Raw genomic sequence first — 18419 nt, 5'->3', positions numbered from 1 at the left:
ATGGCCTGGGTCAATACTTCTGCATTTGAACCTTTTGCTATATATAAGAAACGAACGGCCTGCTTATTGCTTCCATTTTCATCTCCTTCGGCAATATTACTGGAAATAGATACAGCCGCCCGCCTGACCTGATCCCGTAGTCCAACGTCAGAAGAGAATCCACCACATGCGGTTATTTTATAAATGATGACAGCAAGATCTTTTGACCTCTGCCAGACATTCAATTTCTCAAAATGACCCATATCTATAACCCAGCACCCAGCACCCAGCACCCACGGGTTACCAGCAATTCTCAGTGAAACCCTAAGTCTTTATTATTGTTTATGATAACTATTTCACTTATCCGTAAAGTTTTTTATAGTAAATCCTTTATTGACGGGGCTTTCAAAATTTTTTCACCGAGAACCGCTGACGGGTTACGGGCCGGGGTCGGACCGAGATAACTCATTCACGTCCCTTGTACTGTACCGTATCCCAGCGGGTGAACCCTTTGAGCGTAAAGACATTCTTGTTGTTTCGCTTTTGTGTCCGGTTAATGACCGGTGATATAGCCGAATGTCGTATAGAGCTGCGCTGCCTTGGATAACCCTTTTTGCAGATAGTGCTTCCCCTGCTCGACATGTGCTGCCGACATGTAGAACGAACTCTTTTGTTTCGGAAGTTCCAGCCCTTCTTTATGATGTCGATCATGGCAGACATCACAAAGCGTCATCAGACTTGAGAGTTTGTCTGTCCCGCCCTTTGCCCTTGGACGGATATGATGGCATTGCAGTTTTGTTTCCGCACCGCAAACACGGCATCTGAACTTGTCACGTACCAGACACGCCTGTTTGAAATTCTTGTGATAAAGCAGATCTCCATGCTGATACTGTTTATACAACTGAATAAATGCCATGAAACTGCATCGTTTGTTGACTGCCTTTCTGAAGCCTTTCCTGTCTGATTTTTTCTGCTGTTGTCATGGCAATATCTCCACCTTTCATGCAAATGGGTTTACTATCTTCAGGCGGTCTTCAAGAAGGAAGCCACTCTGCATATCCTCAGATATTAACCAATTTGCATCGCAATCCAGAGCGCTGGCTGCCACGATGCTGTCCCAGAAAGAAAAACTGTGAGCATCACGTATCTGGGAGGCCTTTAAAAGTACATCTTGTGACAACTCAAATACGCTATATTTCCGATGGAGAGATCCGATCAAATTCTGGATTTCAATTTCTGAGAAAGCCATCTTTTTTATCAAATTAACGCACATCTCATTGATTATCTGGGTGCTGATAACAATTTCACACTTTTTGATAATAGTCCTTGCCATTTTATTTTTTTCTGCATCTTGACCTTGTATAAATGCATAAAGCCAAATGTTTGTATCGATAAAATATGTCGCTTCCGGGTCTATTTTAAAAGCGCTCATAAATTTCTTCTCTCAACAGGGGCGAAAACTGTTTTGATTTAATAGGATTTAACAACAACTTATCAATAATATCCGTTTGCCTGGCTTTTTGCTCACTTAAAATAATAACCTTAACAGTCTCCCCGGTTCTTTGTCTGAATTTGTCAGGAATACGAATAAGCCCGTTTCTAATTTTAGCTTTAAACTCTATGGCTTCCATGGCACGCCTCCTCATTTACCTCCTTGGGTGACTATCGGGGTCATAATTTTTTTGCTGCCTCTTCATCCCATTCCGATCATATTGCATTCGATTTCAATGGCTGAAAATTGTTCTTTTGTGAGATAGCCTATTTCAGAAGCAATGATGGCCTGGATCAATACTTCTGCATTTGAACCTTTTGCTATATACTCGATGTTCAAGTTTTTTCCTCAGCCCTGTAAGCACTGGACTGAGAAAGGGGCTTTCTCGGAGGTCAACAATATTTGAAAAAGCATAATGGACTGATATTACTGTATTTTAAAAACCATACCAAGACAACTCGGGTCTTATCGAAAAAACGGAAATATCCATTAATATCAATCTATTAGAAAAAAACTTGATAGTCGAGTTATATTATCAACGTTGAAATTTATCCAGTCACAAAAACTTGATCATCGAGTATAATGCTTTTTTTGACCTCAAAAAATACAATATTGCACCCCAAACGAGCCCGATTTCACACTTATTTATTTTTGTTTCAAAGCGTTAACTTGACCCGACCCCAAGCACCCTTCCATAATATTCGCTCCTCATATAGTATCATTTCGAGAGCTCATATCATGCTTTTTCCACCAAAAGATAGACTTTTTTTAACCGGGAAAATGGGAATGCGCCCTCATAGATCAAGTGCAGGCCGTAGATGTCGGTGATCTCCTGAATCCGGTCTACTTTGCAGGGATGGCCGTATACATGAACCGACAGAATGCCCGTGGTTTTCGGGGTGATGGCGGATTCCACCTTTTCCGGGTCCAGGTTGCAGGACTCGGGCTCGATGTCCACGAACACGGGCCGGATGTTGTTCCACCACAGGGCGTGGGAGGTGGCCACAAAACTGAAAGGCGTGGTGATAACCTCGCCTGTGACCCGCAGCACCTGCAGGGCGATGACCAGGTCCAGGATGCCGTTGGCGCACAGGGCCACGTAGGGCACATCTAAGTATCGGGCCAGTTGGGCTTCCAGTTCTTTGTGAAAGGCGCCGGAGTTGGTGAGCCATTTTCGGTCCCATATCTCCTGCATGAAGGTCGTGACTTCGGGCAGGGGGGGGGGAGGAACGGCTGGGTGACGGGGATGGGGTGTTTGGGTTTGAACATGGGTAGTAGGTTTTGGGTTTAGTTCGTAGTCTATGAAGAGCAAACAAAATTTGGTGAATGTACGATGCCAAGCAGTCCATCAATACTGATGTCTTCATCAATCAAAGGCCAATGTATGCCATATCCGGAGGGAGAAATTTCAAATGTTGTTCTTTCAATTTCAGCTGCGTGAAGCAATGATTGAGAGATTTTTTTCAGTTCAAATGCGTGTTCTTTGCCGTCAATGTCAAGAATCAGGTGATTGTTTTTAAATCGTACATTTTTCATAAACTGTTTGTGTGATCCTCTTTAGAAAAACCGGAGTTGATCGATCCCGTTTATTTGAACGACCTGTTTGAAATAGCTATCCAATATTTCTAAATCATCTGTCCGGTTAATGGTTTCTACTATTTTATGAGGAACTTTTCCAAAACGGAGTCTAAGAATATCTATTATGTCTTTTTTAGCCTTTTGGATGATGCCCTGTTCGATCCCTTGTTCAATGCCTTTATTTCTGATGTATTCTGACAACATAGCTGTATCCTTATGTTGAACTATTTCGTTGTAAAGTTCTTGCTGTTCCAATTCCCCTATTCCTGCATATGTGTCTATAAAATCGACATATTTATCAAAGAGGCCACTGGAAACAAGTTGGTATAATCCTGTGTAAGCCTGCCGGATCACATCAATTCTTTCTTCTTTTTTGTAGCGCATTTTAGGCAGCAGTATTTTTACAACCGGATTATTAATATTGTAATAATCACGGGCATTCAAGTCAAACAGCTTGTGAAAAACATATTCAAAATGAAGAAATAAACGATCATTTAGTTGGGTGTGCAGATGTTGCAACACCGATTTGCGCCACCTTTTTTCATCTGTGAATAGGACCGTGGGAATAACTAAAGCTTGTGGGTAAGCCTCCATCAGATCTGTTGTGTATCTCAGTAATTTATATATGGAAAATTTGCCTTTATCTTCCTGGAACTCGACCAACCACAGAAGAAGTTGTTGGTGTTCAAAGTGAAACAAAATCGGCATATCCAGTTCAAGGCTCTTGTCTGAAAGCGAATGTTTTTTCGGCTCCTGGCGTACAAATTCAACGTTGATGACCTGCCCCCAGTTTTGTTCGGCCTCTGGAAATAACCAGGCCAAGGCTTCCTTCGGGAAATCTAAAAACAAGTTTTTAAAATTATGGTCGTGGGGATTCATAACCTGATTTTGTTTTTTTTGATGCGTTGTAATCAAACCAGAAAGTTTGCAGGGTGCGCCGGTTATCCATTGGTGCCTTACTTCTCAGTTTCTGCCACAAAAAACAAGAGATTGAGCGCCTTGTACTGTAACTTTCAGTGCCTTCCGTGTTTTCCGTGGTTAATAAACACCGGAGAGGCTGTTTTTTTAGATGAACCACGGAAATACACGGAATTCAGTACAAAAACTCAGAATTAGGCCCGAACCCATCATCTTTAAGGTGTTTCGTACAAATGGTTTGCAGCGAGCAGGGCTTCGACGAGGTTGGAGCCGATGAAGCCGGCTGCGCCGGTGATAAGGTATTTCATGGGTTATTTCTTCTGCACGCGGTCTTTGATGCGTTTGATGTGGCCGCGGCCCAGGCCTTTGACCTCGCAGCCCAGTTCGATGTAGTGCTGGATTTTGGCATCGCTCAGGATGCCGAAGCAGTCGATGACGGCCATGGGTTTTCCGCTTAAGGCCACCATCTGTTCGGGGTCCAGGTCCCATTGCCTTATCCTCCGAACCGGCATAGGCATAATACCAGGGGATAATAAAAATTCAAACTTTTCTGATTGAAAAAGGAGGCAAGGGAAAACGGTTATAATAAGAAGGAACTGGATATTTTAGATGGAAAATTGAGGTGCTTTTTTTGTAAAGCGTGACACATCTTTCTAAGATGCTTTACCAACAGGCCTTTCGGAATTTTAAAGGAAATTATATGGTGATGATATGCAGAGCAAACGAGGAGGATACAGAGGAAAGCCCAAACCCAAATTACCGCCGCATCTTAAACGTGTCCGGGTAAATGTTCGTATTCAAAAATGGATGCTTGACCAATTAAAAACAAAAGGAGAGGTCGGAATTGTTTTGGAAGAAATTTTGAAGAACGCTGGTTTTAAGTATTGTGATGATCAAAAACGATCAATTAAAATGTAGCTTAAAAAAAGAGAAAATCGGTCTTGACATGGGGTCCACTTTAGACATCCGAAAGAGAATAGCCTGTTCAACCGAGATGATTCTTGGCGATACTACCGAGATCAACCAAGTCATGATAAATCTGTGTAACAATTCGTTTCATGCCATGGCTGAAGGCATCGGTACTTTGGAAGTGAACTTAAATACAATACAACTAAATCCTGAGTCAGCACTTCGATATACGAATTTGGAACCTGGAGATTATGTCAGTCTTACGGTCAAGGATACTGGGGAAGGTATTGAACCGGCTTTTATGGATCGTCTTTTCGATCCATACTTTACAACAAAAGATGTCGACCAAGGGCTTGGGATGGGACTTGCCGTTGTTCACAGTATTGTTAAAAAACATGACGGTGACATCAAGATCGAAAGTGAAGTTGGGAAAGGAACAACCGTTGAAATTCTGCTCCCGGTAATAGAAGAACAGACAGAAATCATAACTGAAGCGTTTGAAACACCGCAGATGGGTGCAGAGCGGATATTACTGGTGGATGATGAGTCCTCGATTATCAAAATGGTCACACTAATGCTAAACCGTTCCGGCTACGATGTGATCGGAAAAACAAGCAGCTCAAATGCTTTAAAAGCGTTTAAAGAGAACCCCGAACAGTTTGATCTTGTGATCAGTGATATGACCATGCCTGAAATGGCAGGGGATCAATTTGTACAAGAAATAAAACAGATATGCCCTGACATCCCAGTTATTCTCTGCACAGGTCATAGCAACCGTATGGACGAAAACAAAGCGAAAGAAGTTGGGATAGACGCCTTTATGATGAAGCCTTTTTCAAAAAAAGATCTTACGAGAACCATACCGGAAGTATTGAAAAGAAGCCAAAGAATGATTATTTCTGAAGAATAGCCGACTACGGGCTATGTCTATAAATGCTTTCTTTTCAGAGAATGGAAGAATATACATTATACACTTCCTTCTTGTAAGAAAAGAACAGAAATTTTTCAAACAAAATCCCATCCACCACCGACACTCTCGCAAAAAGACCGGAAGAGGACCGGAGGCACAAAAAAAGCCCTCAAGGAAAATCCCTGAGAGCTTAGGTTTCAAGTGGCGCGCCCGGCGCGATTCGAACACGCGGCCTACGGATTAGAAGTCCGTTGCTCTATCCATCTGAGCTACGGGCGCAACAGGAGAACCTTCTAACAAATCCAGTTGATTTTGGCAAGATAAAAATTGGTTATGAATGCATTTTAAATTCCTGGAACCATTGAAACATTGTCTTGGTCATCGCAGAGAAACAAAAGGCGAGAGGTGCAATTCAATCATTTATATTTTAGAAAAAACGAGAAATGGCTTCCATTTTTACTCTAATTTAAGTAAGTTATCTGTATTAAGATTTTTCAAGAAGAGGCTGAAAAAAATAATCCGGCAGGAGCGTGTGTTGGTCATTCATTGTCCTGCTCATGCCAGGCAATAATCAAAGCCCCCCAAAAAAGACTGAATTAGCTGATATGTATAGTCAACTACCCCTCGGCTGAAGAGCGAGGGGCTTGAAAAGGCCCCAAAGTTGACCAGTCTAAGTGCTTCGAGCACTACGTTAGATCGGAAACAGGTACCCTGGAGTGCTCGCCAGCTCCAGGTTCTATCGATAAAACCGTGTTGATTGTAAAGGCAGACAGTCATGTTTCAAGGCAGATGTGCAGGGTAAACAAGTTCGGATTCCCCCGGACAACAGCAAAGTCAACTGAGAAAAAAGTCAAAGGCTTTCAGACGGGCGACATTGTCAAGGCGGTTGTCACTTCCGGCAAAAAGGTTGGAACGTACACCGGGCGCGTCGCTGTCAGAAAAAGCGGATCATTTAACATTAAAACAGTGGACAAAACAGTACAGGGCATTAGCTGGAAATATTGCAGGCTGCTTCATGCATCTGACGGTTATTCCTACAATACGACGTGCTAAGGTCCGGTGCATGGCTACTAAATTATTATAAGGAGGACGGCAATTCCTCCCCTGAGCTAAAGAGTCGGGGGGGTCCTTGCCGCATTTTATGAAACTGCATGAATATCAAGCAAAAGAAATACTACGGCACTCGGGAATCGAGACGCCTTTTGGTATGGTGGCTGAAACAGCAGATGAAGTGGAAACCTTGCTGGAAGAAATGAATATCAGCCGCGGTTTAGTGAAGGCGCAAGTATACGCCGGCGGTCGTGGAAAAGCCGGAGGAGTGAAGTTTTTTGAAAGCGTTGACCAGGCGCGTGAGATCACCGATAACATGCTGCACACCGCCTTGGTGACGAAACAGACAGGGCCTGGTGGTGAATTAATTTCCAAGGTTTTGATTGAACAACCGGTAGAGATTGCGCAGGAGTTTTATTTGGCTTTTCTCATTGATCGTGCCAACTCGTGTCCGATCATATTTGTCTCTTCAGAAGGGGGTATGGAATTCGAAGAGGTGGCCAAAAAATTCCCCGACAAAATATTAACACTTGCTTTATGTGATGATTCTGATTTTGAAGCCCTGGCGCGGCAGATCAATCGAATCTTCCAGTTGGATAAAACATCTTTTGAAAACTTGGTAGATCTGATTGAAAAACTATACCATATCTTTGTTAACAACGATTGCACGCTCTTGGAAATCAACCCCCTGGCCGTGTGTGTAGAAGGCGGACGGTTAATGCCTTTGGACTGCAAGATGAATATTGATAGCAACGCTCGATTCCGTCAAAAAAAATGGTGGGCATACTTCAATAATGAATTAAATGAACACGAAAAAACCGCTGCAAAATACGGGCTGAAATATATCAAACTGGATGGTAACGTGGGCTGTATGGTGAATGGCGCCGGCTTGGCTATGGCCACAATGGATACCATCTTGGCCACTGGACATGCGCCGGCTAATTTTTTGGATGTGGGCGGAAGTGCTTCTGAAGAAGCGGTAACACAAGCGCTTAAAATCATTACCTCAGATCCTAATGTCAAAACTATTTTCATCAATATTTTTGGCGGCATCATGAAATGCGATATCATTGCCCAAGGCATCGTAAATGCAGTAAAGCGTACAGGGCTTGAATTGCCTTTGGTGGTTCGCCTGGAGGGTACACACAAAGAAAAAGGATTGCAAATCATAAAGGATTCCGGGTTGGCCATAACCAGTGCCGATAGTTTAGCTGAAGGTGCCCGCTTGGCAGCGGCAGCGGTGAAGGAGGCGTGATCATGTCTATATTAGTGAATAAAGATACCGTATTGATGACCCAAGGCATTACAGGAAAAGCAGGTCTGTTTCATTCCATCAAGTGCCGTGATTATGGCACTCAACTGGTGGGAGGCGTGACCCCCGGCAGAGGCGGTCAAGTCGTGGAAGGTTTTAAGATTTTTGACACCGTGGCGGCATGCAAGGAAGAGACCGGTGCGAATGCCACCATGATTTTTGTGCCGCCGCCTTTTGCCGCTGCCTCTATTATTGAAGCCATTGATGCCGATATGCCTTTGATTGTGGCAATCACCGAAGGAATCCCTGTACACGATATGATCAAAGTGAAGCGTTATCTGGATTTGAGCGACAGCGTTTTAATCGGCCCCAACTGTCCGGGTATTGTAACGCCGAATCAAGCCAAGATCGGCATTGCGCCGGACAATATTTTCAAGCCGGGTAAAATAGGGGTGGTATCCCGTAGCGGAACGTTGACCTACGAAGCGGTATATCAAACCACCTTGAACGGGTTAGGGCAAACGACAGCCATTGGTATTGGGGGAGACCCGATACATGGTATAAATTTTGTAGATGTGTTAGAGTTGTTTCGTGATGATCCCGACACTGAAGGGATAATACTTATCGGTGAGATCGGTGGCCTTGATGAAGTGGAGGCGGCTGAATTTATCGCTGATGAAATCAAGGTTCCGGTTGTTGGGTTTATCGCAGGGGTTTCAGCGCCTCCTGGTAAAAGGATGGGACATGCCGGTGCCATTATTGAAGGAAAAGGCACCAGTGCAGAGGCCAAGATTAAAGTTCTCACGGAAGCTGGGGTAACGATTGCTCCCAATGCGACCCTCATTGGTGAGCTGATGCGGGACCGTATGAAAGGTTGAGTATGACGTATGATGTAATTATCGTAGGCGGCGGACCTGCCGGGCTGTTTGCGGCCTATTATCTGATGGAACACGCCAGTCTCAAGGTATTGCTCATTGAACGCGGAAAGCAGCCGGATCAACGCAAATGCCCCATCAGCAAAGTTCGGAAATGTGCCCAGTGCCAACCGTGCAATATTTTGTCTGGTATCGGTGGCGCCGGCCTGTATTCAGATGGAAAACTTAATTTTATTCCAAGGCTTGGCAAAACCGATCTCACCCAATTTATGCCCATGTCCCAGGCCCAGGCCTTGATTGATGAAACCGAAGATATTTTTACCCGATTTAAGATGGATGCCAAGGTGTTTCCCACTAACATGGATGAGGCCGGTCTCATCCGCAAGGAAGCCAAACGGTTCGGCATTAATCTTCTGCTCATCCGGCAAAAGCACCTGGGCAGTGACAATCTGCCGGGCTACATCACGGGTATAGCCGACTATCTTCAGTCCAAAGGGCTTGAGATACGAACCTGTGAGAATGTGACCGATATTATTGAAAAAGATGGGATTATTCAGGGGGTCGTATCTGACAAAGGGACCTATCATGCCCACAACGTAATTCTGGCACCGGGCCGCATTGGGGCCAACTGGGTGTCATCCCTGGCCCTTAAACATGGCATTGAATTGAGTCAGCGGGGCATAGAAGTCGGTGTCCGGGTGGAGGTACACAACGATATCATGGATGATCTGTGCAACGTGATTTATGACCCCACCTTTTTCATCCGCACCCACACCTATGATGACCTGACCCGGACATTCTGCACCAATCAGGGCGGTTTTGTGGCGTTGGAAAATTACCAGGATTTTGTCTGCGTTAATGGGCATGCCTATTCAAACAAAAAATCAAGTAATACCAATTTTGCCTTTCTGTCAAAAGTGGTACTTACGGAACCGATCACGGACAATCAGGCTTACGGGGAATCCATCGGTCGTCTGGCCAGTATCATCGGTGGAGGTAAACCTATTCTCCAGCGATTCGGGGATTTGAAACGGGGCAGACGATCCACCTGGAACCGGGTCAGCAAAAGCTACATTGACCCTACCATGACCAATGTGGTCTGCGGAGACATTGCCATGGCGCTGCCCGAGCGGATACTGTCCAATCTGATCGAAGGGCTGGAGACTTTAAACCAGGTGGTGCCCGGGGTGTCCAATGATGAAACCCTGCTCTATGCCCCGGAGATCAAATTTTTTGCCACCCAGATTGAAACCACGCCACACTTGGAAACCAAAATCAAGGGTATGTACGTGGCAGGAGACGGACCCGGGGTGGCCGGCAACATTGTATCAGCAGCGGCCACCGGACTGATTCCGGCAAAAAAAATTATTTCATCACAATCGGGGTAGGATAATAAATCGCGCAGGCATCATCGGATTCCCAGGCCATGACCCTGGAAACCACAACTTTTTCATCCAGGTTTTTGTCTATATATGCCTGAACCTTGCCTGCAATATAGACTGCAATACGTTCGGAGGTGGGCTGTTTGTTTTCAAAGGCAGGCAGTTCGTTTAAAAATTGGTGGTCCAGTTCCCCGTCCACAACAGCCCGAACCGCCCGTTTGATATCCCCGAAATCGGCCAGAACCCCGGCGTCGTTCAATTGATCGCCCTTGACATAGACTTCCACCTGCCAGTTGTGTCCGTGCAGGTTTTCACATTTCCGACCCACCATGGCAAGCTGGTGCGCCCCGGCAAACCGGGTTTTAACCTTTAGTTCAAACATAGCCCCCCATCCGGATTACAGGTTTTTAAACAAATTTTTCAGCTTGTTTGATATTTTATTTGCATCAAGTTTGTCAAACTCTTCAAGCAAATCCTTTTGTTTCTGGCTCAATTTGGTAGGCGTTTTGACGATTACCTTGATAATCTGATCGCCTCTCCGGCCGGTTCTCAAAGAGGCAATTCCCTCGCCTTTAAACTGGAAAGAATCACCATACTGGGTCCCGGCGGGGATGCTCAATTCCTTTTCCCCCACCAGCGTAGGCACGGTAATTTCAGCACCAAGGCTCGCCTGGATAAAAGAAATATCAATGGCACAGATAATATCGGTTCCTTCCCGCTGAAAAAACTTGTGAGGTTTAACATTAATTACCACATAAAGATCACCTGACGGACCGTTAGGCGTGCTGGAGGCCTCACCTTCTCCGGTAAGACGCAGCTTTGACCCCACATCCACACCGGCAGGGATTTTAACCTGAACCTTGCGGTTAATTTCCATACGGCCAGTGCCCCGGCATTTGGGACAGGGATGGGGAATAATTGTCCCCCTGCCCTTGCAATAAGGACAGGTTGTTTTGACTTTGAAAAAGCCCTGGCTCTGGATATACTGCCCCGTGCCCCGGCAGTGGGAGCAGGTTTCTGCAGAAGAACCGGGGGCGGCACCGGACCCGTTGCACGCGTCACAAGTTTCCCGCTTTGGTATGGAGATGGTTTTTTCCGTACCAAAGGCAGCCTCCATAAAATCTATGGTCATGTCATAGCGTAGATCTGCTCCCCGCCTGGCCCGGCTACCACCACGTCCGCCGCCAAAACCGAAAAAATCCTCAAAAATATCCCCAAAACTCGAAAAAATATCCTCAAATCCGCTGGGACCGGAATGGCCTGCGCCTTCAAGGCCCTGGTGACCAAACTGGTCATAAATCTGGCGTTTGCTGTCGTCGCACAGAACTTCATAGGCTTCAGACGCTTCTTTAAATTTGTTTTCAGCCTCTTTATTATCCGGATTCTTGTCCGGATGATATTTGATGGCAATTTTTCTGTAAGCTTTTTTCAGCGTGATTTTATCTGCATCCCGTTTTACCCCAAGGATTTCATAGTAATCTCGTTTTTCACTCATAATTAGTGCCCGATAGCGTTTTAATTCATTTATATTTGTATTTAACTCGGTTGTATGATAGCTTCCAAACCTGCTTTAATTAAAATAAACAATTTAAAATAACTCTGATTCTAAAGTTGTCAACGATGAAGCAAGAACTGGATTTTGTCAAAGAAATGTTTGACAAAATTGCTCCCAAATATGATTTTTTAAACCGACTGCTCAGCATGCGCCAGGATGTTTACTGGCGAAAGGAGATGGTTAAGGCTGCAAAACTGGAATCCGGCGCCGCAGTATTAGATGCGGCCTGCGGGACCTGTGATGTAGGTCTTGAAGTCGGACGTGTTCTCAAGGGCCAGGCATCTATTACCGGACTGGACTTTTCCTTTGGTATGCTGGTCCTTGGTAAAAAAAAACTGAACTGTCCCAGGGGCCGGGCCATTTCCCTTGTCAATGGTGATGCGTTGAACCTGCCCATAAAAAACCAGCAGTTTAACGCCGGTTTCATGGCCTTTGGTATCCGTAATATCATGAACCGTACCGGCGCCATGAAAGAATTTTACCGTACCTTGAAACCGGGTGGTAGAATCATCATCCTGGAACTGACCACACCCCAAAAGGGACTAATGCGCAAGCTTTATCTTTTGTACTTTCAAAAAATATTGCCGTTAATCGGCTCTTTTTTTTCAAAACACGGTAAAGCATATGCGTATCTACCTGAATCCGTATTAAAGTTTCCCGATCCAGTATCCTTTGCACGCCAGATGAAAGCGGCAGGGTTCAAGGAGATTCGATTCAAGCAGATGACACTGGGTATTGTGACCCTCTTTGTAGGCATAAAGTGATAATTAGAAATGAAAAAATTTCTTTTAAACAGCATTGCAGGCCGGGTTCTTTTGACCGGTATTTTACTTACTGCGCTGTTTTTCATTTTTTTTATCGTTGGTATCATTCAGGGTGTACCAGGTGCAAAGATTGCGTTTATTGTGTTTATTACCCATTGTGTGGGCAGCCGGGCCGGCGGCATCGGTCTGTGCATCCTTAACGATTTTGACCCTCTTACCACAATTGCCTTAAATTTTTATTTTGAATGCCTGATTGTCTGTTATACCTATGCCGGCTTTGTCCTAAGCACCAGCGGTGTATTCAAAGCCGCCTGGATCAAAACATTCATGGGCAATCTCAAAGAAAAAGCGGAAGAAAAAAAAGAGAAAATAAAACGCTGGGGCTGGGTCGGAATATTTGTCTTTGTGATGGCCCCTCTGCCTGTCACAGGCCCTGTGGTGGGCACAATCATCGGTTATATGCTCAGAATGCCTTTATTAAACAATTTTACTGCTGCGGGCCTTGGCACCCTGACAGCCATCGTGGCCTGGTGCTATGGGTTTGATCTTCTTGAACACCGTTTTGAAATGCTTCAGTATATTTTTGTCGCCATCTGCATAGTCATCATTATCCCTTACCTGAAACCATTAAAAAAATTAATTAATTCCCTGTGCCGGGAAAGTAATGAATAAAGAATAAGGATCAAAATCGATCATATCGAAAACTACCTGAAACTCAATCTACGGCGAAGATTGGCAATATATATCATATAAGGGTGTTTATTTCCTGCCGAACGTAGTCCCCCAATAATCGAGACTCAGGCTAGTCAACTTGGGCTTTTACAAGCCCCTTCCGAATCACTGATTCAGGAGGGGGCGTTGACACGATCATATTTCGAGAATAATCTTACCAACATGCGTTGCGCTTTCCATAAGCCGATGGGCCTCTGCAGCCTGCTCCAGAGGGAATGTTTTGTGGACAGCCGGTTTGATCTTTCCCGCCTCAATCAGCGGCCATACCTTCTCCCTGAGCTGTGCCGCAATTTCAGATTTGGAGGCATCCGGACGGCTGCGCAAGGTGGAGCCCGTGAAAAGGAGACGTTTCAGCATGATGGGCATCAGATTGATCTCGACTTTGGAGCCCTTGTTAAATGCAATCTGAACGATGCGTCCATCCGGCGCCGCCGCCTTGATATTGCGTGCAATGTAGTCTCCTCCGACAATATCGAGAATGACATTGGCACCCTTGACTTCATTTCTAACCACGTCAACAAAATCTTCCGTGTTATAATCAATAACCCGATCGGCACCGAAACCTTTGCAGGCTTCACATCGTTCTGCAGGGCTGTCGGTGGCATACACCTTTGCGCCGAAAGCTTTTGCAAGCATGATAGCCGTTGAGCCGATACCGCCGGAACCGCCATGGACAAGAAAGGTTTCCCCTTCTTTGAGTCCGGCCCCCATGAATATATTGCTCCAAACCGTGAAAAACGTTTCGGGAATTCCCGCGGCTTCCACTAAATTCAAGCCTTTTGGAATCGGCAGGCAATGGAGGGCCACAACGGCACAATACTCGGCATAACCGCCGCCGTTGGTCAGGGCACAGACCTGGTCTCCCACAGACCAATCGTTGACATCGCTGCCGACGGCAACAATGGTTCCTGTGATTTCCAGACCCAGAAGATCCGATGCACCCTTTGGCGGTGGATAATGCCCTCTACGCTGAACTATATCGGGCCCGTTTACACCGGTGGCCGCCACCTTGATCAGCACCTCTTCGGGTTTCGGCTGGGGCACAGGCCTGCTTCCCACAGAAAGGGCCTCGGGACCGCCCGGTTCGGTAATTTCAATCACTTTCATCTGTTCCGGTAATGTGGATGTCATCGCTGATTTCCTCCATCGTAAATGATAGGGTTAAAATCCGGTGGGACTCACCGTATGAAAAGTGAGTATATTGAAAATGATAGGTTTAATCAATTAAAAAACAAATTAATACCGTTCATTTCGGGCATCACCACGTCGGTCATGAGCAAATGGACCTCGCCGGCATGTTCCGTGGCCAGGCGGATGGCCTCAACCGGTGTAGAAGCCCCCATCACGGTGTATCCCTGCCGTTCAAGCATCATGGTGGTCATTTTTCGGCGTTGGGTTTCGTTCCTCAACCCAACCTACCGGAAATCCGTATGGCCTAAAATATGATCAAGGCCAATAAAAAAAAAGGAGCGCCTTGAACCGGCTAACTCCTTGTTTTTTTTATTGGTACCTGGGACGAGAATTGAACTCGTACACCCTTGCGGGCGAGGGATTTTAAGTCCCTTGCGTCTACCAGTTCCGCCACCCAGGCATTTAATGAAGTAAAAAATATATTATTACGCACGAATTTGCAAGCCTAAATCCACAGTTCTTCCTTGACACGTTATCATTCTGTGTGTTTTAAAAAATTTGATTCGCGTTAGAGCAAATACCCCTTAAAAAGGTTCAAGTCGCTAATAAAGGAGTTTTTATGCCGGATTTACCGCTGGAAAAACAAAAGTTGTTCCAAAAATGTGTTGAGTTTCATGGTCACCTGTGTCCCGGGCTTGCATTCGGACTCCAGGCGGCCCTGGCAGGTATGGAGTTTCTTTCAGAGGCACAGGCACTGGACGAGGAGCTTGTGGCCATTGTTGAAACAGATGCCTGCGGCACCGATGCAATTCAATTTACATAAAGGCGAACTCTCTGATGCGGCGGGTCATTAATTCCATTTTTTACGATAAGCGGGATTACAAACTTATTGAGATTGTAAACTCGGTGTATAACGAACCCAAAAGGCTGGGATACACAGGCAAGTTGCTTTATCCTTTTTTCCACCCCCTGGGTATCAAAGAGCTTGCAGAATCCAGGGGGCTTCGCGCTGCATATTCCATTATCAATCTCATGGAGTCCATTAAAAGCGGTGATATTACAAGCCGCCTTGATGCCCTGGCTGGACTCAAGGACGATATTGTAGATACCGTTGGCGGCCCCATACCCAAAAATACGTCCAGGGTGCTGATGCAGATTATGAAAGATTTGGTTCGGGCGAAGGAACAGCCTGAACATCAGCTTAAACTGGCCCACGATTTCAGAATCGCCGCATTTGGCAAACCCAGGGTTATCCGAAATTTACTTGACCACTACCATCTGCTTGAAATGCCCGAAGAGTGGAATCAGATCACCTTTGACGACCATGTCCATGATGCAAACACCTCGGGCAGGAAAAGTGCCACACACCTGATCATGGATGCCTGGATCAAGGGCATTCGAAGGCTGCGTGTGATCTACTATCACTATATTGAACCCAAATGGGCACTGGAGCTGATTGAAGCGGCCAAAATCATGGAAATAGATCTGCGAATCGGTATTGAATTCTGGCCACTTCACCGGGACAGATATATCTCTATTATCTGGGTTTCCAGGGGACTGTATAACCTTGAATCCTTTTTGAATTTTCTTGCCAAGCCATCAGTAATTAAGTTCATGGAACAGGGAAAAGCCCTTGTAAAGTTCCAGGAAAATTATCTCTATCTCTTGCTGGACAAATTCAATCAGTCAGGGCGTATGGAATTATGCCGGGATCTTGATATTACCATGCCGCCTGTGGCGGCTGAAAAATTTCTCGATTTTGTCGGACCGGGTCAGCCAAGTTTTCAATACCTTGGCGAATTTATTCACTCAAAAGTCCTTGCGGCTATTCAAGGACAAATTTCCCGCGTAAAAAAAGAGCAGATCGATCCAAAGGCCCAAACGCATCTTGACCGTCTATCCAAAACGATGAATGATGTGATGGTCAAGGACATCCTTGAGCAGTATCTTGATGCGGAACATTTTTTCAGTGGGCTTTACGATTATGTCAAAGAAAAAGGCAACAATGCCCCGCCAAGGCTTTGTGTGCAATTTTGTACGCTTCTGGATCAAATCGACGATCTGCTTGGAGATTCTCGAATTACCCTTAATCTTGACAGGCTTGAGCCTGAAGATGTGCTTGAACTTCTATATGACAGTGGCGGCAGAATTTCTAGAATTGAGATTATCAATCTGAAAAAATACAATCCCTTGGACAATAAAATCATGCTTCGCGTCAATGAATTGCAAGGCGCTGTCAATCCGGGGAGTATACTAAAATTAAAACGCATTATTTCAAAAATTATTGCAGATATACAAAAAAAAGAGACTGACCAGAAGGAAGACCGGCTGAAAAAATTGTCTGTGATCCTCAACGACATTGACGAATTCAAGCATATGTTTGCTGCCCGTCCCATCAAGTTAAAAATCGGCTCTGACTCCACAGGGAAGCCGGGGCATTATGGTATGGGCTTTGCCGTTATCGATACCCTGCCCTTCAGGGTTCGGCAAAAAATCGAAAAAGAAAACAGCGACAGGCTGCGCCTTCCTGTCAATGTTAAAACCAGCCTGTACACCTTGACCTCTCCGCCTGAATTTATTTCCGGCGCGATTGCCTGGATACCTGGTATCCGCGCGTTATTATCCATTAAGAAAAGGAAGTGGATACCTGAATTTTTTATGCTTTATCCGGTTTCCAAAGGGAATTTGGTTACCCTTGGACGATCCGCATTTATGGGGCACAAAAACAATTTAATCGGAGAATCCGGTAAAAAATCCAAGTCGAAGAAATCATTTAAATACCTTAACAGCAAGCTTAAAAACTTTTTCAAAATTATCGTTGGATTTATTCCGGCCCAGCTTTGCTTTATGTTGACCAAAGACTGGTGGTTGTTATCCTATTTGGGCGCTTTGATTTGGTTCGGCATCACCGGCATACGCAATGTGATTCAGTCGGTGATCGGCGGAGGCGGAATTCGAAGGGCATCACGTTTAAAATGGAATGATTATGTCAGTTGGGACAGGCTTGCGGACTCCCTTTTATTCACCGGGTTTTCAGTGCCTCTTCTAGATTATCTGATTAAAACCCTTCTTTTGGACAAAACCTTGGGGGTTACCATAAATAACGGTCCCGTGATGCTTTATACCGTCATGGGTCTTGCCAATGGCATCTATCTTTCCACCCATAATTTTTTCAGGGGATTGCCCAAAGGGGCTGTGACGGGTAATTTTTTCAGAAGCATTATTTCCATCCCTGTTGCGGTTGTACTCAATGCATTCATAGGCGCTGTCCTGGGATTTTTCAATATTCCCAATGTGAGTGGCGTTCTTCAGAAATGGGCAGCTATCATTTCCAAAGGTGCATCTGATATTGTGGCTGGGTTCATTGAAGCTGCGGCTGACCGGTCTGTTTATACACGCCTTCGAAAACAAAATATCCGTAAAAAAATTTTTGAGCTTTTTGATATTTACTCCAAACTGATTATGCTGTTTCCTGAAACAGAAGAACTGAATATATTAAAAGATTCAGTTATGCTTTTAAATAACAAAAACTCGGAAGTTCGGGATCTGGCCAAACTGATCATCATCAATGCCCTGGACTTATTTTATTTCTGGATGTACCTGCCCCGGGCCCAGTCCACGTTAATTCGTTTGGTTTCGGAAATGACGCCGGAAGAAAAAATAATATTTTTTCAGGCCCAGAACATGCTGCGTCATGAGCATCATATCAGCAGATTGTTTGTGGACGGTGTCCTGGGAGGAAATTTTTCCCGGCCTCTTTCCTTTTATCTGATCGCATACCGATCTTATCTTAAAAGCATTGAAAAGGTAAAGGCATCAATCCTGCAGGAAAAATTCGACGAGGACCTTTATTCATAATCATTGAGCCATAAATAGTTGCCCAATAAAGTAA

The 18419-nt window shown here is 45.0% G+C and carries 24 protein-coding genes and 2 tRNA genes; 10 read left to right on the top strand and 16 right to left on the bottom strand.

Features of this window, described 5'->3' with window-relative positions:
• The 10 genes from HXW94_RS08125 to HXW94_RS19840 all read right to left on the bottom strand — a co-directional run.
• A partial coding sequence (locus tag HXW94_RS08125; RefSeq protein ID WP_178366392.1) for a four helix bundle protein occupies window positions 1–242 on the bottom strand: 242 nt, incomplete at its 3' end.
• 290 nt (window positions 243–532) lie between these two features.
• A complete protein-coding gene (locus tag HXW94_RS08120) occupies window positions 533–895 on the bottom strand; it encodes an HNH endonuclease (protein WP_246293800.1) in 363 nt (120 codons plus the stop codon).
• An 84-nt stretch (window positions 896–979) separates the two neighbouring features.
• Window positions 980–1411 (bottom strand): PIN domain-containing protein, encoded by a 432-nt coding sequence (locus tag HXW94_RS08115; protein WP_178366391.1) that lies wholly within the window; start codon window positions 1409–1411, stop codon window positions 980–982.
• Window positions 1398–1610: a hypothetical protein gene (locus HXW94_RS08110; RefSeq protein ID WP_178366390.1), complete on the bottom strand. Its 213-nt coding sequence runs from the start codon at window positions 1608–1610 to the stop codon at window positions 1398–1400. Before HXW94_RS08110 ends, HXW94_RS08115 begins: the two co-directional genes overlap by 14 nt.
• A gap of 62 nt (window positions 1611–1672) precedes the next feature.
• The gene (locus tag HXW94_RS08105) at window positions 1673–1810 is read right to left on the bottom strand and encodes a four helix bundle protein (protein WP_178366389.1); all 138 of its coding nucleotides are present in this window, start codon (window positions 1808–1810) and stop codon (window positions 1673–1675) included.
• Between the two features lie 397 nt (window positions 1811–2207).
• Window positions 2208–2666, bottom strand: coding sequence for a DegT/DnrJ/EryC1/StrS family aminotransferase (locus tag HXW94_RS08100; RefSeq protein WP_178366388.1), 459 nt, complete (start codon window positions 2664–2666; stop codon window positions 2208–2210).
• A 104-nt stretch (window positions 2667–2770) separates the two neighbouring features.
• Window positions 2771–3007 carry a DUF2442 domain-containing protein gene (locus HXW94_RS08095; protein WP_178366387.1) on the bottom strand — a complete coding sequence of 79 codons (237 nt, stop codon included), beginning with the start codon at window positions 3005–3007 and terminating at the stop codon, window positions 2771–2773.
• A 21-nt stretch (window positions 3008–3028) separates the two neighbouring features.
• On the bottom strand, window positions 3029–3964 hold the full coding sequence (locus HXW94_RS08090) for an Rpn family recombination-promoting nuclease/putative transposase (protein WP_178366386.1): 936 nt from the start codon (window positions 3962–3964) through the stop codon (window positions 3029–3031).
• Window positions 3965–4182: 218 nt separating this feature from the next.
• On the bottom strand, window positions 4183–4275 hold the full coding sequence (locus tag HXW94_RS08085; RefSeq protein WP_246293799.1) for an NAD-dependent epimerase/dehydratase family protein: 93 nt from the start codon (window positions 4273–4275) through the stop codon (window positions 4183–4185).
• A 3-nt stretch (window positions 4276–4278) separates the two neighbouring features.
• A complete protein-coding gene (locus tag HXW94_RS19840) occupies window positions 4279–4410 on the bottom strand; it encodes a hypothetical protein (RefSeq protein WP_281357823.1) in 132 nt (43 codons plus the stop codon).
• A 268-nt stretch (window positions 4411–4678) separates the two neighbouring features.
• Between HXW94_RS19840 and HXW94_RS08080 the strand changes: the two genes are divergently transcribed.
• The gene (locus HXW94_RS08080) at window positions 4679–4885 is read left to right on the top strand and encodes a hypothetical protein (protein ID WP_178366385.1); all 207 of its coding nucleotides are present in this window, start codon (window positions 4679–4681) and stop codon (window positions 4883–4885) included.
• Window positions 4857–5786: a response regulator gene (locus HXW94_RS08075; RefSeq protein WP_178366384.1), complete on the top strand. Its 930-nt coding sequence runs from the start codon at window positions 4857–4859 to the stop codon at window positions 5784–5786. Before HXW94_RS08080 ends, HXW94_RS08075 begins: the two co-directional genes overlap by 29 nt.
• A 202-nt stretch (window positions 5787–5988) precedes the next feature.
• On the opposite strand, the gene HXW94_RS08070 is transcribed toward HXW94_RS08075, so the two are convergent.
• Window positions 5989–6065, bottom strand: a tRNA-Arg gene (locus HXW94_RS08070).
• A 471-nt stretch (window positions 6066–6536) separates the two neighbouring features.
• Between HXW94_RS08070 and HXW94_RS08065 the strand changes: the two genes are divergently transcribed.
• The 4 genes from HXW94_RS08065 (at window position 6537) to HXW94_RS08050 (ending at window position 10351) form a co-directional block, all read left to right on the top strand.
• Complete coding sequence (locus tag HXW94_RS08065) at window positions 6537–6839, top strand: hypothetical protein (protein WP_178366383.1); 303 nt, start codon at window positions 6537–6539, stop codon at window positions 6837–6839.
• Between the two features lie 76 nt (window positions 6840–6915).
• Window positions 6916–8091: an ADP-forming succinate--CoA ligase subunit beta gene (sucC, locus tag HXW94_RS08060; protein WP_218576623.1), complete on the top strand. Its 1176-nt coding sequence runs from the start codon at window positions 6916–6918 to the stop codon at window positions 8089–8091.
• A 2-nt stretch (window positions 8092–8093) separates the two neighbouring features.
• Window positions 8094–8966 carry a succinate--CoA ligase subunit alpha gene (gene sucD / locus HXW94_RS08055; RefSeq protein ID WP_178366382.1) on the top strand — a complete coding sequence of 291 codons (873 nt, stop codon included), beginning with the start codon at window positions 8094–8096 and terminating at the stop codon, window positions 8964–8966.
• Between the two features lie 2 nt (window positions 8967–8968).
• Window positions 8969–10351 (top strand): NAD(P)/FAD-dependent oxidoreductase, encoded by a 1383-nt coding sequence (locus HXW94_RS08050; RefSeq protein ID WP_178366381.1) that lies wholly within the window; start codon window positions 8969–8971, stop codon window positions 10349–10351.
• Here HXW94_RS08050 and queD read toward each other — a convergent pair.
• The gene (gene queD / locus HXW94_RS08045; protein WP_178366380.1) at window positions 10329–10727 is read right to left on the bottom strand and encodes a 6-carboxytetrahydropterin synthase QueD; all 399 of its coding nucleotides are present in this window, start codon (window positions 10725–10727) and stop codon (window positions 10329–10331) included. The two genes, HXW94_RS08050 and queD, sit on opposite strands and share 23 nt — an antisense overlap.
• Before the next feature lie 15 nt (window positions 10728–10742).
• Window positions 10743–11840, bottom strand: a complete 1098-nt coding sequence (gene dnaJ / locus HXW94_RS08040; RefSeq protein WP_178366379.1) for a molecular chaperone DnaJ — start codon at window positions 11838–11840, stop codon at window positions 10743–10745.
• Window positions 11841–11965: 125 nt separating this feature from the next.
• Here dnaJ and ubiE point away from each other — a divergent pair, with 125 nt between their 5' ends.
• Both ubiE and HXW94_RS08030 read left to right on the top strand, forming a co-directional pair.
• Window positions 11966–12664: a bifunctional demethylmenaquinone methyltransferase/2-methoxy-6-polyprenyl-1,4-benzoquinol methylase UbiE gene (gene ubiE, locus HXW94_RS08035; protein WP_178366378.1), complete on the top strand. Its 699-nt coding sequence runs from the start codon at window positions 11966–11968 to the stop codon at window positions 12662–12664.
• Window positions 12665–12673: 9 nt separating this feature from the next.
• Complete coding sequence (locus HXW94_RS08030) at window positions 12674–13336, top strand: small multi-drug export protein (RefSeq protein WP_178366377.1); 663 nt, start codon at window positions 12674–12676, stop codon at window positions 13334–13336.
• A 195-nt stretch (window positions 13337–13531) separates the two neighbouring features.
• On the opposite strand, the gene HXW94_RS08025 is transcribed toward HXW94_RS08030, so the two are convergent.
• The 3 genes from HXW94_RS08025 to HXW94_RS08015 form a co-directional block, all read right to left on the bottom strand.
• A complete protein-coding gene (locus tag HXW94_RS08025; RefSeq protein ID WP_178366376.1) occupies window positions 13532–14527 on the bottom strand; it encodes an NAD(P)H-quinone oxidoreductase in 996 nt (331 codons plus the stop codon).
• An 89-nt stretch (window positions 14528–14616) separates the two neighbouring features.
• On the bottom strand, window positions 14617–14805 hold the full coding sequence (locus HXW94_RS08020) for a response regulator (RefSeq protein ID WP_246293798.1): 189 nt from the start codon (window positions 14803–14805) through the stop codon (window positions 14617–14619).
• A 95-nt stretch (window positions 14806–14900) separates the two neighbouring features.
• Window positions 14901–14987: transfer RNA gene (locus tag HXW94_RS08015), tRNA-Leu, on the bottom strand.
• 159 nt (window positions 14988–15146) lie between these two features.
• On the opposite strand from HXW94_RS08015, the gene HXW94_RS08010 reads away from it, so the two are divergent.
• Both HXW94_RS08010 and HXW94_RS08005 read left to right on the top strand, forming a co-directional pair.
• Window positions 15147–15350 carry a formylmethanofuran dehydrogenase subunit E family protein gene (locus HXW94_RS08010; protein WP_246293797.1) on the top strand — a complete coding sequence of 68 codons (204 nt, stop codon included), beginning with the start codon at window positions 15147–15149 and terminating at the stop codon, window positions 15348–15350.
• A 14-nt stretch (window positions 15351–15364) separates the two neighbouring features.
• Window positions 15365–18385: a hypothetical protein gene (locus tag HXW94_RS08005; protein ID WP_178366374.1), complete on the top strand. Its 3021-nt coding sequence runs from the start codon at window positions 15365–15367 to the stop codon at window positions 18383–18385.
• The last annotated feature ends 34 nt before the right edge of the window (window positions 18386–18419 follow it).

Source organism: Desulfobacter latus, assembly GCF_013389365.1.
GTDB lineage: Bacteria > Desulfobacterota > Desulfobacteria > Desulfobacterales > Desulfobacteraceae > Desulfobacter > Desulfobacter latus.
Note: the sequence above shows the minus strand (reverse complement) of the source record. Positions and strands in the feature narration are given on the sequence as shown.

What these genes read in the sequence shown, in the direction of transcription:
- HXW94_RS08080 (WP_178366385.1), top strand. Translation starts at nt 4,679, where the DNA reads ATGCAGAGCAAACGAGGAGGATACAGAGGAAAGCCCAAACCCAAATTA.
- HXW94_RS08005 (WP_178366374.1), top strand. Translation starts at nt 15,365, where the DNA reads ATGCGGCGGGTCATTAATTCCATTTTTTACGATAAGCGGGATTACAAA.
- HXW94_RS08050 (WP_178366381.1), top strand. Translation starts at nt 8,969, where the DNA reads ATGACGTATGATGTAATTATCGTAGGCGGCGGACCTGCCGGGCTGTTT.
- sucD (WP_178366382.1), top strand. Translation starts at nt 8,094, where the DNA reads ATGTCTATATTAGTGAATAAAGATACCGTATTGATGACCCAAGGCATT.
- dnaJ (WP_178366379.1), bottom strand. Translation starts at nt 11,840, where the DNA reads ATGAGTGAAAAACGAGATTACTATGAAATCCTTGGGGTAAAACGGGAT.
- HXW94_RS08120 (WP_246293800.1), bottom strand. Translation starts at nt 895, where the DNA reads ATGGCATTTATTCAGTTGTATAAACAGTATCAGCATGGAGATCTGCTT.
- HXW94_RS08085 (WP_246293799.1), bottom strand. Translation starts at nt 4,275, where the DNA reads ATGAAATACCTTATCACCGGCGCAGCCGGCTTCATCGGCTCCAACCTC.
- HXW94_RS08010 (WP_246293797.1), top strand. Translation starts at nt 15,147, where the DNA reads ATGCCGGATTTACCGCTGGAAAAACAAAAGTTGTTCCAAAAATGTGTT.
- HXW94_RS08100 (WP_178366388.1), bottom strand. Translation starts at nt 2,666, where the DNA reads ATGCAGGAGATATGGGACCGAAAATGGCTCACCAACTCCGGCGCCTTT.
- HXW94_RS08025 (WP_178366376.1), bottom strand. Translation starts at nt 14,527, where the DNA reads ATGACATCCACATTACCGGAACAGATGAAAGTGATTGAAATTACCGAA.
- queD (WP_178366380.1), bottom strand. Translation starts at nt 10,727, where the DNA reads ATGTTTGAACTAAAGGTTAAAACCCGGTTTGCCGGGGCGCACCAGCTT.
- HXW94_RS08115 (WP_178366391.1), bottom strand. Translation starts at nt 1,411, where the DNA reads ATGAGCGCTTTTAAAATAGACCCGGAAGCGACATATTTTATCGATACA.
- HXW94_RS19840 (WP_281357823.1), bottom strand. Translation starts at nt 4,410, where the DNA reads ATGGCCGTCATCGACTGCTTCGGCATCCTGAGCGATGCCAAAATCCAG.
- ubiE (WP_178366378.1), top strand. Translation starts at nt 11,966, where the DNA reads ATGAAGCAAGAACTGGATTTTGTCAAAGAAATGTTTGACAAAATTGCT.
- HXW94_RS08030 (WP_178366377.1), top strand. Translation starts at nt 12,674, where the DNA reads ATGAAAAAATTTCTTTTAAACAGCATTGCAGGCCGGGTTCTTTTGACC.
- HXW94_RS08075 (WP_178366384.1), top strand. Translation starts at nt 4,857, where the DNA reads ATGATCAAAAACGATCAATTAAAATGTAGCTTAAAAAAAGAGAAAATC.
- HXW94_RS08095 (WP_178366387.1), bottom strand. Translation starts at nt 3,007, where the DNA reads ATGAAAAATGTACGATTTAAAAACAATCACCTGATTCTTGACATTGAC.
- HXW94_RS08110 (WP_178366390.1), bottom strand. Translation starts at nt 1,610, where the DNA reads ATGGAAGCCATAGAGTTTAAAGCTAAAATTAGAAACGGGCTTATTCGT.